The sequence below is a fragment of the Alteribacter populi genome, assembly GCF_002352765.1.
Classification (GTDB): Bacteria; Bacillota; Bacilli; order Bacillales; family Salisediminibacteriaceae; genus Alteribacter; species Alteribacter populi.
This window is the reverse complement of the sequence record NZ_KZ293963.1, coordinates 2347355-2360675: the sequence shown is the minus strand read 5'-3', so window position 1 is coordinate 2360675 and position 13321 is coordinate 2347355. Positions and strand designations below refer to the sequence as shown.

The 13321-nt window shown below is 33.7% G+C and carries 9 protein-coding genes; 8 read left to right on the top strand and 1 reads right to left on the bottom strand.

Features of this window, described 5'->3' with window-relative positions; translation table 11 throughout:
• The first annotated feature begins 147 nt into the window (after positions 1-147).
• On the top strand, positions 148-978 hold the full coding sequence (locus tag CDZ94_RS11400) for an SGNH/GDSL hydrolase family protein (protein ID WP_096437137.1): 831 nt from the start codon (positions 148-150) through the stop codon (positions 976-978).
• A gap of 389 nt (positions 979-1367) precedes the next feature.
• Here the strand turns inward: CDZ94_RS11400 and CDZ94_RS11395 are convergent, their stop codons facing one another.
• Positions 1368-1646: a CpXC domain-containing protein gene (locus tag CDZ94_RS11395; RefSeq protein WP_096437135.1), complete on the bottom strand. Its 279-nt coding sequence runs from the start codon at positions 1644-1646 to the stop codon at positions 1368-1370.
• 232 nt (positions 1647-1878) lie between these two features.
• On the opposite strand from CDZ94_RS11395, the gene CDZ94_RS11390 reads away from it, so the two are divergent.
• The 7 genes from CDZ94_RS11390 to CDZ94_RS11360 all read left to right on the top strand — a co-directional run bounded on the left by CDZ94_RS11390 (position 1879) and on the right by CDZ94_RS11360 (position 13260).
• A complete protein-coding gene (locus CDZ94_RS11390) occupies positions 1879-2937 on the top strand; it encodes an N-formylglutamate amidohydrolase (RefSeq protein WP_096437133.1) in 1059 nt (352 codons plus the stop codon).
• Positions 2938-3142: 205 nt separating this feature from the next.
• The gene (locus CDZ94_RS11385) at positions 3143-6145 is read left to right on the top strand and encodes a CDP-glycerol glycerophosphotransferase family protein (RefSeq protein WP_096437131.1); all 3003 of its coding nucleotides are present in this window, start codon (positions 3143-3145) and stop codon (positions 6143-6145) included.
• A 238-nt stretch (positions 6146-6383) separates the two neighbouring features.
• Complete coding sequence (locus CDZ94_RS11380; protein WP_245415783.1) at positions 6384-7487, top strand: acyltransferase family protein; 1104 nt, start codon at positions 6384-6386, stop codon at positions 7485-7487.
• Positions 7488-8075: 588 nt separating this feature from the next.
• On the top strand, positions 8076-10229 hold the full coding sequence (locus CDZ94_RS11375) for a bifunctional glycosyltransferase/CDP-glycerol:glycerophosphate glycerophosphotransferase (RefSeq protein ID WP_198546714.1): 2154 nt from the start codon (positions 8076-8078) through the stop codon (positions 10227-10229).
• A gap of 23 nt (positions 10230-10252) precedes the next feature.
• Positions 10253-11260: an NAD(P)H-dependent glycerol-3-phosphate dehydrogenase gene (locus CDZ94_RS11370; protein WP_096437125.1), complete on the top strand. Its 1008-nt coding sequence runs from the start codon at positions 10253-10255 to the stop codon at positions 11258-11260.
• A 271-nt stretch (positions 11261-11531) separates the two neighbouring features.
• Positions 11532-11927 (top strand): glycerol-3-phosphate cytidylyltransferase, encoded by a 396-nt coding sequence (gene tagD, locus CDZ94_RS11365; RefSeq protein ID WP_096437123.1) that lies wholly within the window; start codon positions 11532-11534, stop codon positions 11925-11927.
• 166 nt (positions 11928-12093) lie between these two features.
• Positions 12094-13260 (top strand): CDP-glycerol glycerophosphotransferase family protein, encoded by a 1167-nt coding sequence (locus tag CDZ94_RS11360; protein ID WP_096437121.1) that lies wholly within the window; start codon positions 12094-12096, stop codon positions 13258-13260.
• Positions 13261-13321 lie beyond the last annotated feature (61 nt).

Genomic DNA, 13321 nt, shown 5'->3' with positions numbered 1-13321 from the left:
AGGGTGTCGAGAAATAGATGCCACCTATCAACAAAAGTCATACGAAGCAATACACCAAAAGTGGAAAAATTTGCTGATAAAACGTGTATAACGTTGTATAATAACAGTAAATATGTCGTACACAGTTTGGTTGAAGGAGTTTAATCTATGAAAAAGTTAATTTTTGCAAGTCTTATTATTTTTTCTATAGGGGTTATTATTTTTGGGAAGCTATATTATGAGCAACGTTTGGATGCTATATCAATTGAAGCGCAAGAATCGGCTTTGACTAGCGAGCAAGATACAGAGAAAGATGAAGAAAGTGATGAATCCTTTGAACAGTTAGAAGAAATATCAGAAGAATTGGATATCGCTTCATTAACGAAACCGATGCCAAATGAACTGAGTGAAAAGGTTGTTACATCCTATGAAAATAGCGAGACGTTAAATCTAGTTGCTTTTGGCTCAGGTACTTTAGTAGACTTTCATAATGAGGGGCTGACACCATGGCCTGAATTATTCCAAGAAGATATGAATCAGTATTTCGGTGATCTCTTCGAAGTTCAAACTGAGGATTATGGTGAGATGACAAGTTTAGACTTTGTAAGGGATGGTCACCATGAAGAAGTTGCGGAATTACAAGCGGATATTTATATTATAGAGCCATTTATATGGAATGATAATGGTAAAGTAATGAATGAACATACCGTTGCTCACCTTCGAATGATGATTGAAGCTATTGAACGGGTAGATGATGACAGCTACATCATTGTCCAACCATCGCAGCCTTATTTTGAAGCAAATAATTATTTAACACAAATAGACGATGTCCGTGATTTTGCAAGGTCAGAAGGATATGATTACATTGATCACTGGTTAGACTGGCCCGATACGAATGATGAAGAACTGTTATCCTACTTAGAAGAACATAATCTTCCAAATCAGGAAGGTCACCAGATATGGGGGGACAGTATTACAAAATGGTTTATTGGCCATTAATACCAAGCTCTTTTTGCATAGATTGTTGTTTTTATTGATAGGTCGGAAGAGCGAAAGGCTGCGACACCAGCGAGAAAAGCAACAATGGTCTTCTTGCGACGAGGAACCGCAGGAGCAGCTGATGAACCGGGAGTGAGCTGGGGTTTGCGAACGAGGTGCCTGAAGCATTGCTCACGGCAAAGAAGACACCGTGAATCCGAACGAAGTGAAGGAAGAACGGATGTCGCACTTGTGCCCAAGGGTGAAAGCGTCCGCCTGTAGCGGATTCGGACGCTTATCTTATCAAAAAGCAACAACTTTTTAGAAAACAGTCATTGAAAAAGAGAACCGTTATCGGGTTCTCTTTTTTTTTACATAATTGATTTCCTGGACTTTTTGAAAATCTTCTTTTAAGTAGAAGATTGATTTAACGTCATTGATTGCTTCAACTCATCTTCTTGTACTAACTTAACTTGATAAGCGGAATATCCCATAAAACATTGGGGACATTGATAAGGAAAAGTATTTGCCTTATTAGTTGATAGCGTTCTCAAATCAGGGCTATCAGGACCATATGTAGCTTTTGCCAGTTGATTCCACTTATCTATCGTGGTTACCTCTTCGCATTTTGGACATTGAGCATGTGTATATTGCTCCGCCTTTTTCCTCTTCATTTTCTTAAAAAACAAACCTATCACCTCAAAATGATTTGCCTATCCTCTTTACATTATCGTTATATATGTCCAAAAAATGAATATTATTTGTCAATTAACATAAATAGTCCTACTAATAAAAGTAATTAGTAGGACTATTGGATTTATTTGGCAATCATAAAGCTTGAAAATTATTGAAAATATTTGTGGTTTTTATTAGTGTGTTAATGGTAGCTATCACTATTATAAAAAATGGAGTCGATCGATTTTGACTAGAAAAAAATCATTACTTATAACGTGGGTTATCGCTATCCCTTTGTTTATTACAGTAATAATCTCAGATGAGAACATAAAAGCTAAGGGGAACATAAATAACTGGAAAATAGAAGAAGCAGAACAACAGATACCACTAAATTTACTCACAACTTACTATTCACTTTTTTCGGAGCTTACACTTAATATATTTCATGGGGAAAGGTTGACAGAGAAAGAGGAAATAAGACTCTCTCTACAAAATTTCTTTCAGTTAATAGCAAGCGAATCAGATGCTAAACAAGAGGAAGAATCCACTGAAAGAACAACAGTTAATAAATTGAATGAAAGAGATAAAGATAAAGAACAGCCTTCAGAACCTGCTTCTGAGCAACAAGTAGCATTACAAACATTGACAGATGACTATGCCAACGGAACTCTTCGGGGTAAAATCTTTAACTATGAATTTCAATTCTCACAAAACAGCTATAAAGGAAATGTAAGTGAGAATAAAGAGGTAGCGTATCAAAGAGGAAGTTCATCTGTACTAATTACCGCACCACATACGACAACCCACATACGTGAAGGTGATCGAAAACTCGCAGAATCTTATACCGGAGCTATCGCCCTTCTGCTCAATGAATACGCAGATTCACATATTATGTATAGTAAGAAAGAATCAAGGGACGGAAACTATTACAATGACACAGCATTTAAAAGAGAACTAGATAAAGTCATAAGTGAAAATAACATTACACATGTCATCGATCTTCACGGAGCCGCACAAAGCAGGCCGTTCCAGGTTGACATAGGTACAGACCATGGAAATCTTATCTCTGCCAAGCGAGTAGCGGAATTTAAAGCTAGTTTGGAAGATCAAGGCTTTACTAAAGTAAAGGAAAACCTCACGTTCACTGCCTCTCACTCAGGCACGATCGCCAATTATGCCGCCAATCAACATGGCGTTGAAGCGATGCAAGTAGAGTTGAACAGAAGTTTGAGAGATCCAAGAGGAGATTTAGATTCATTTTATCGGTTAGTATATGCGATGGTAGAGTTTGTTGGGAAACAATAAATTAATAGCACACATTACCATCATGAAAAAATAACAAAAAAAGAGAAGTTTTGGTTCTAGTTAATTGGTAAGGAGATATAAAGTTATTTCCCTTTTTTTCAAAAAAAATAGTCTGATATCTCTAATAAATAGAGGTTTTTCCTTCCTACTTTAAAGGGTACTTTAGGGAAAAGAGGTATATTTCTTTTGTAAGGGAGGCACCACCATGTTTCGAGAACCATCCAGATTCCTATTAAAAAAAGCGAAGATAGTAATAAAAAAGATTAAAACGTTATTATTACGTCAACGAAGCAGGTATCATTTCTATGGAGAGAAATTCCAAAGCTCTGAGGAAGGGGTACTTCTATCGGGGAAAATGAGTTCTGTTCCTAAAAAGTTAAAAAAAGATCGTTTATTATCTTATTCAAATATAGAAGTTATAGAAATGAAAGATAAACAGACTATTTCTACTGCGCCATTCATATCCTTAAATGTTGCGGGTGAAGGACGTAATAAAGAATTAGCATTTTCAGCAATGTTTCCCAGCATTGCTGACAAAATGGTAGATGAAAATCAGCGTTGGGCAATTTATGTAGTGTTATTTGATGGTACAACAAAAATAAGATATAGATTAAAACCATCTAAAGCAATGTATACCATACCTCAAGCCTTTACTCATTTTCAGTATGGTATCCTTTACGAGCCTTATCAAACAGTAGCTGGTAATTTAAGTGTTAAAACAGTCATTTGTAGACAGTTAGAAAACCTAACTGCATACCCAAATTTTCTTTCTTCATTACATGCAAATGAAAAAGGCTATCAATTGGAGGGTGAATCCAGTAAAGAGGTTTTAGATGAATTATATTCTTTAAAAGGCGTAGGGGTTTTATTTAAGAAGAGAAAAGGTCCGCATTTTAAAAAGGTACCTATTCAATGGATCGATAGCAAAACGTGGAGAGCCCAAGTTGAACTCAATGAGTTTCCTACCAACAATGGGATTTGGGATGCCTATTTCTATATCGAGACTGATAATATGCAAAAAAAATACCGGATGAAATTAACAGATAAGAAAGTGTGTACTAGTAAGGTTCTTTATCAAAAAGATGATTTAAAAGGAACGTTATCATTTAAGCCTTATAAAACTAAGAAAAGTTCCTTCTCTATAAATGTATTAACCGAAACTGTCAAGCTTTATAAATTAGAAGTTCAACATGAAAAAAGTGAAACAATGAAAATTACCGGTTCATTTTATGATCAAACACTAATGAAAAAAAATTACAGCTTTATTTTCAGAGAAAGGGATTCGAATATAAAAGTTCGTGTTCCGATTGAGATAACTCCAGTGCTAAATGAGAATAAAAAACGCTTACTATTTAAATGTACGATTGATGAATCTGACCTATTTGAAATCGATCAACTTAAAAACTCTCGGTACGATATTTATTTGTCAGGAGAAAGTGAAGGTGTAGAAAGATTCTTTCGGATTAGGTCCGGGTCAAAAGAAATGAAAGAGCTAACAAGAAAAGAGTATCATTGTAATGGCGAACTATACCATTCATATTTTTATTCTACCGTTAATAACCGTCTTTCTTTTGTATTTAAAGATCCTACTCTTGTGAGAGATGTAGAGTCAATGCAACTAAAAAACAAAAATCTGACATTAAGTGGATATGCTTATTTAGAAGGAGTCAAAAACGACAGCCCAGAGGACCAATTGATTTCAGTCATTGCTAGAAGTCGAGAAAACGAAAATGAAAGAGTTTTTCCAACGAAGCAGAAATATCGTTTCTTAAGAAAACAAGCACATATAGTAGAGAATGGTAAAGGGAAATGGTCGAATTTTCATGTATCCTTCTCTTTATCTGATTTATTAGCTATTTCCGAAATTGGCAAAGATATCATTGATCTCTATATTCAAGTACAAGCGTATGGGGTTGTTAAAGAAAGAAAACTAGGTACTCAAACTTTCGTCTATTTGAAAGACCATGTGATTGATTCGTATCTATTAAAAGGTGATGACAATTCCGTAGGGTGCTACCTTACCCATACACCAAGAGGGAATATTAAACTTGAAACATATCATTACCAAAATTCGCATTTAAAGCAGCTTGAGTGGGCTAACGCGACTTGGAGTTTAAAATCAAAAAAAGTGTGGATAGTTGGTGAGCGTCCTGATACGGCTCAGGATACGGGTTATCATTTCTTTAAATATTGCAGAGAAAATTATCCAGAAATGGAAGTGTATTATGCCATAGATCCTTCATCAAAGGATATCGAAAATGTTCAACCTTTAGGGAATGTATTATTCATAGGAAGTGACGAGCATGTTGAGAAGTGCCTAGAAGCTACAGCATTTTTTGGGTCGCATGATCTGGAGTACTTACTTCCATTTAAAGGTGTGCTGATGAAATCATATCGTGATGGATTAAAGGTATTTCTCCAACATGGTGTTTTAGGTAGAAAGAGTGTTGAATATAATAAACACTACTATCTTTATCCGTTTGACTTATTTTGTGTGTCGTCTGTAGATGAAAAAGAAATGGTTATGAATGAGATGGGCTATGGGGAGGATGAGGTGATTGTAACAGGATTATCTCGTTTTGATAATCTTTTGCGTGACCATCAACCAGAAAGAAAAATTCTACTAATCCCCACTTGGAGAGAATGGCTAAATACAGAAGAAGATTTCCTTCAATCTGAGTATTATAATCGATACATTTCACTTCTTAAAGATGAGAATTTGAATCGTTTACTAAAAGAAAATAATATGTGGCTTGAGTTTTATCCTCATTATCGAATGCAACAGTTCGTGGGTGATTTTAAAGATTTTGAGTGTGACACCATTAGAATTGTAAAATTAGGTGAAAAAAACGTTCAAGACCTTTTGAAATCTAGTCAAATTATGATTACCGATTATTCCAGTGTATCTTTTGACTTCACTTACATGGCGAAACCTGTCATCTATTATCATTTCGACCAAGAAAGTTTCTTTAAAAATGGGATTCTTCGTCCCATTCATGAGACCTTTTTAGGAGATATAGTTCATGAGCAAAGTGAAATAGTGGAAGCCGTTAAAAAATATATACAAAAGGGATTTAAAGAAAATGAAGGTGTTAAATATAGCAAATCTCAAATCTTTTCTCAGACCGATCAGCATAACTGCAAAAGAATTTATAATGTAACAGTAAAATATTCACTTCAGGATAAGAAAATAGAAACAGCTAGGTAGAAATAAAAAACTTCGCTAACTATTGTAAATGAAACACTAGTTAGCGAAGTTTTTGTTATTGTGATTCGGTATGCCTGATTTTGGAATGAATAGCCGATAGTATAAAGTGATATATTTGAGGGGATTATCGGAAAAGTAGTACTTTTTACGTGCGAATAAACTAATTAATCCTCGCCTTTTGAGGTTATAGAAATAACATCGTTCGACTTTGTTTGACAAAATACATATTTCGTGTAATATGTCATTGTGTTTATATAACAAATGTCAAAGGGAGGGAGTAACCATCAAGAACTTACAACAAAGAGATCCCTATTTTGATAATGCTAGATTTATATTAGTCGTATTAGTTGTTTTTGGTCACTTTATTAGTCCAGTTAGAAATGATCATGAATTAATATATCAGATGAATAATTTTCTTTCATTATTTAGAATGCCTGCTTTAATACTCTTAACAGGATTTTTGGCTAAAGGGTTTTATAAAGAAGGATATATTGAAAAAATAACGAAAAAAATATTTATTCCATATATCATCTTTCAAGTTATCTATACCTATTATTATTACCATTTGTATGACCGAGCATCGTTAACATTAGATTTATTCTCACCTCAATATACACTTTGGTTTTTACTAAGCTTATTTATTTGGAATCTATTACTCTTTATTTTCACAAAGATGAAATACCCACTAATCATTGCGGTGGCACTAGGTGTCGGAGTTGGTTTTATTGATAGTGCAGGTCACTATTTTAGTATTCATAGGACCTTTGTCTTTTTCCCATTTTTTTTATTAGGCTATTATTTAAAAAAGGAGCACTTCCGTTTTCTTTACCACTGGCAAGCAAAAGTAGTCGCAACAGTCATTCTAATTGCTGTCTGGTTTGCCATAGACGTGTTTTCTCTTTCTGAAGCAAGGTCTTGGGTATTAGGAATGTCGAATTACGAAAGTATGGGTTATGAGCAATGGTATGTAGGTGGAGTGCGTGTAATGTTCTATCTCCTTTCTATTTGCGTAGCTTTCTCGTTCCTTGCATTTATACCTAAAAATCGCACCTTCTTTACTCACTTAGGGACTAGAACCGCTTATGTATATCTATTACATGGAGCTTTAATAAGAACACTTTATGAAGTGTTCTTCCCGGAACAGTTTACTGCTATATGGCAATATCTAATGATTCCCCTCTATGCGTTAATAATGTCTTTCTTGTTGGCGTCTCTACCGGTTAAAACTGTCACTAAGCCATTTGTTGAAGGTAAAATAACAGACTTTATAACTGAACCTATTAAGGGTTTAATAAATATGGGGAAAAGGCAATGGAAATACCTTGTTCAAAGTAAAATGTAAGATATAAATAATTCAAAAAAACAACTTAAACCTACGTAAAAAGCACATTGTTTCAGGTTCTAATTGTCAGTATTTAGAAAAAACCTAAACAGTGTGCTTTTTCTATTGGTTTATATATAGTTAGAATGAAAATATATGGGTTTTCATTGGGTAGTTGATGAAATAAGTAAAAAACTAATCGACCTATATGATCGTGTTGTGAATCATTTAGTTGAATATATGTTAAAATACCTTTTGTAATAACTTTTCAGTTTTATAATAATGAAGTATATAATGTTTAAAATATATATGAATGAACTTCATAATTCTGAGCCCAGGTGGCTCAAAGGTTCTAAGACATGAAAAAGGAGCACCTCCCCAAATGTCGAATTTAACAAACGAAATGAAATGGGAGGAAACCCCTCATGTCTATTGTACGATAAGAGAGTCTTTTTAGCCCCCTCCGTCCAACGGAGCTGCAAATAGACACACTTTTTCCAATAAATAGTAATTGAGAAAATACTTTTTTGAAGTTGTGTGCTTGTTTAAACCAAATGAATTATGAAAGTGATTCATAAAGTTAACCAATGTCTAGAAAGGAAGAAATTTATGTTTCAAGTTAGTGTGATCACTCCAGTGGCGAAAAACGATGTTCACTTCTTAGAAGAACAATTTGAAATATTATCTAAACAGTTATTTTCTAATTTTGAATGGATTATAATTACAGATGGAGAGTTTAATGATGATTTAAATTATTTATCAAATAAAAATGCCGATTTTTTTATAACAATTATTCAAAACCAAAACGAAGCGGGAGTAGCCGGAGCTAAAAATACTGGAATTAATGCTGCCACTGGAGAATACTTATATTTTCTAGACAGTGACGATTTAATTACTGAATATACCTTGTTCTGTTTGGTGGAGAACTTAAAAAGTGAAATTCCAGATGTTGTTATAGGGCCTCAAAAAAAAATTACGAAAAAACCTGCCTTTTCCGATGCGTACCACACTCTGCTAAAGAGGCTTATTAATAGTCGTAATAATAAAACCTTAGAAGCGAAACCTAAACAGTATAGAAATTCATCTACAAACATATTGTTTAAGAAGAGCTTTTTGGAAGAAAATTATATTATATTTGATCCAACACTAAAGTTATATTCAGACATTCCATTTAATTTCCAATCTTTTGATAGAGCAGATAAGGTACTATTTGATCCTGATTCCTATTACCTAAAGAGAGTGAGGAGTGATTCAATTAGATACCCATCATTATATCAAAGCAATAAGGATGAGTTATCTGATGAGTTGCCTTTAGCATATAAGAAAGCCAGAGAGAAGCTTACAACTGATAAGATGAAGTTAGTTTTAGATAAGAAATTAATAAATGCCTATTATTACAAATACGTGAGAGATATCTATTTAAAATATCAAAAGAATACTGTAGTTATGAAAAATTGGGTTAATGCACTGAAATTGGTAGAAAAGGAAGCTTTAAAAAAATCTAAGTTATCAGCAAGACTGGAAATAAAAACATTAACAATGGGGATGCCCAAGTTAGCAAAGTTAATGGCGATGACAAGAATAACAGTTAGTTCAGTAAAGACCTTCCGTAAAAAGCCTAGAAAATTTAAAGTATTTGTTTATAAAAGCCTTTTGACAAAATTGCCATTAAAGAAAAACAAAATTTTATATGAAAGCTTTCTGGGACGAAATTACTCGGATAGCCCTAAATATATATATAAATATATTGATGAAAACCACAAACAAGATTACAAAAATGTTTGGATCTTTAGTGATGAAAGAAATGATCTAAATCATTTAAATCATAAAGTGAAAAGGTTTGGTATTAAGTACTTTTATCATTTAGCTACATCAAAATATATCGTAAATAACATGAGACAACCTGTATGGTTTCATAAAAGAGAAGGGCAAGTCTTTTTAGAAACTTGGCATGGCACGCCATTAAAGAAATTAGTGTTTGATATGGAAGATGTACATTCGGCTAACCCTAATTATAAAAGAGACTTTTATTTACAGTCTCGTGATTGGGATTATCTAGTTTCTGCTAATAAATATTCCAGTGATATCTTTCGAAGAGCCTTCTTATTCGACAATGAATTACTTGAATACGGATATCCAAGAAATGATATTCTATATAACCCAGATAAAGATTCTATCTCAGAGAAGGTTAAAAGTAAGTTGGGAATTCCTCTAAACAGGAAAGTTGTACTTTATGCACCTACCTGGAGAGATGATGAATATTACAAACCTGGTCAATATAAGTTCAAATTAGAGCTAGACCTAAAACGACTAAAAAAAGAACTAGGTAACGAATATTATTTTATTTTAAGGACACATTACTTTATTGCGGATAATTTAGATATTGATGGTGTGGAGGATTTTGTATATAACGGATCTCATTATGATGATATCGCAGAACTTTATTTAATATCAGACATCCTTATAACGGATTATTCCTCAGTATTTTTTGATTTTGCTAACTTGAAGCGCCCAATATTATTTTTTACTTATGACTTAGATAAATATAAAGATACTTTACGAGGTTTTTATTTAGACCATGAAACCGAATGGCCTGGTCCCACGTTATTAACTAATGATCAAGTCATTAATACTTTGAAGAATTTAGAAATAGAATATGCACCTTATATGAAAAAATTAGAAACATTTCACGGTGAATATTGTGAATGGGATAATGGCCTTGCCTCAAAAAATATAGCTGAAAAAGTAATAATTAGATCATAGTAAGAGTTGAAGAGGGGATTTGTTTGAAAAGAAATGTAGCAGTTCTAGGTTCCGGAAGCTGGGGTACTGCATTGTCATTAGTTTTAACAGACAATGGTCATTATGTTAACCTTTGGGGGAACAATAAGGACCTTTTAGAGGAAATAAATCAAAGGCATGAGAATCGTAAATATTTACCTAGTGTTCAGTTGCCGCTTGGAATAAATGCAGTGGGACAGCTAGCAGAAGCTGTTAAAGGAATTGATACAATCGTTTTGGTCGTCCCAACAAAAGCCATTCGCAGCGTTTGCCAACAACTACTAAAAATAGTGGAAAATGAGGTTACAATTGTACATGCGAGCAAGGGAATCGAACCAAAAACATCAAAGCGTATTTCAGAAATGATACAAGAAGAGCTGCCTGATAAACTTATTAAGAGTATTGTTGTTTTATCTGGACCCAGTCATGCCGAAGAGGTAGCATTGCGGCAGCCAACGACAGTGACCGCTGCTTCTGAACATTTACTTGCTGCTGAGAAAGTACAAAATTTATTTATGAATCAGTACTTCCGAGTTTACACAAATGATGACGTCGTTGGTGTAGAGTTAGGAGGAGCTCTAAAAAATATTATTGCTCTTGGCTGTGGAATGTGTGACGGATTAGGATACGGAGATAATGCAAAAGCTGCGCTAATGACGCGAGGTGTTTCTGAAATTACTCGATTAGGTAGTCACTTCGGGGCAGACCCTATTACTTTTGCAGGTTTGTCCGGGGTAGGTGATTTAATTGTAACTTGCACAAGTCAGCACAGTAGAAATTGGAAAGCGGGCAACCTTCTTGGACAAGGATATAAACTAAACGAAGTACTTGAGCAAATGGGTATGATCGTGGAAGGTGTTAAGACATGTGAGGCTGCCTTCTATATGGCAAAGGAAGCGGGAGTGGATACACCGATCATAAATGCGATATATCGTACTTTATTTAGCGATAAAGAAGTGAAAACTGAGGTAAACCTTTTAATGAGTAGAAGTGGTAAAGAAGAATTCTCTTGAAAAGTTCAAACCACTTGGTAAAAAATTGGAATTTTAATTATGGAATGAATTTATTTACAACCTGTGATATATTGATGAAAGTGTGGCTGAATATCATGTTGATATTCAGTTTCCTTATGTGTTTCTAAAAAATTGTCGAATTTTAGTAAGCAATAGTATATGTATGATATAATTTTATGAAACAAATCATTTTTTGGAAATAATTCGTGATGAATTTAACCTAACAATTATTATTGTGTACCCTGTTTAGGGTGTTACAGGAGGTAAACTAATGAAAAAAGTAATTACTTACGGTACATTCGATTTGTTGCATTGGGGTCATATTAATTTACTAAAACGAGCAAAAAACTTAGGCGATTATCTTATTGTTGCCATATCCACAGATGAATTTAATGCCATTAAAGATAAAAAAGCATATCACAGCTACGAGCATCGGAAATTTATTCTAGAAGCGATTCAATATGTAGATGAAGTGATACCTGAAGATAATTGGGATCAAAAAGTACATGATGTCAAAAACCACAACATTGACCTATTTGTAATGGGTGATGATTGGGAAGGAAAGTTTGATTTCTTGAAGAAAGAGTGTGAAGTAGTTTATTTACCACGCACAGAAGGAATTTCAACAACAAAAATTAAAGAAGAATTAATGTTAGTGAATAACTAATCAGTATATTTGAAGAGGGAGCCACTCTCTCTTTTTTTGTTTGGGACAGTAACCAATTTATTTAACAATTTGGAGTAAGTATTATAGATTTATTAAGTAATAAAATCTTTATAATTAATAGAGTGATTATAAGACTTCGTAGATCTTGTAAAAGAGGAGTTTTATTATGATATTGAAAGATTTTTTAGGAGAGATTTATTCATTTATTGTTTATATATTATCTTCTATTTTTAAACGATTGCCGACGGAAAATAAGATCGTTTTTGTTTCAAGCTTTGGAGATAATCATCTACAAATTTATGAAGATGCACATGAGCATCTTCAAGGTTATAGATTTATTTTCTTAAATAAACCGTCAAATAGATACAATTGGTCAGAATTAGTAGAGGCAGAATGCTATGCTTTTGAGACTAAAAATATAAAAGAATGGTTGCAAGGTATTTATCACTTGGCTACTGCCAAAGTAGTATTTGTAGACAACTACTATGCTTTTTTAGCTGGTATAAATTTTAATAAGGATACCCGGTGTATCCAAGTTTGGCATGCAGCAGGTGCAATAAAAACGTTTGGGCTAAAAGGGAAAGATAGTCAGCAACGTTCTAAAATTGCCATTAATCGATTTAAACGAGTATATGCTAAGTTTGACAAAATTGTTGTTGGCTCTGAAAGTATGAAAACCATATTCAGTGAGGCATTCGGCACTAGTGATGATAATCTTTATTTAAAAACAGGAATTCCGAGAACTGACCTTTTTTTTGACGAATCAAAAATAAAGAGCTTGCAAACAAATCTATATGAAATGAACCCGCACCTAAAAGAAAAGAAGGTCATTCTTTATGCACCGACGTTTAGAGATGCTCAGCATGACAAATTTAAAGTTAAACTAGACTTAAAGCATATGTATCAACATTTGACTGAAGATTATATTGTACTGTTAAAATTACACCCAACCGTGCAAACAGCTGATTATGAGGGATCCTATGAGGGGTTTGTTTATGATGTTTCTCAATATCCTGATGTAAACCATTTGTTATTAGTGACCGATATATTAATTACAGACTATTCTTCGTTGCCTTTTGAATATGCTTTACTGAATAGACCTATGATCTTTTTTCCATATGATATTCATGAATATGTCGATGAGCGAGGAATTTGGTTTGATTACGAATTAGAGGTTCCTGGCCCCGTAGCGTATAATACTGAAGAAATCGTTGAGTATATTAAGGAAGATCAATTTGATATTGACCGTATTCGTGAATTTTCTCAGAACTGGAATCAATACTCGGACGGTTCATCGAGCAAAAAAATGAGGAACTACCTTGATCAAATGTAGAATAGAAAAGGTAACATTAGCTCGAATGAAGTATCCTTTGAATTGGAATTTCATCGAGCTT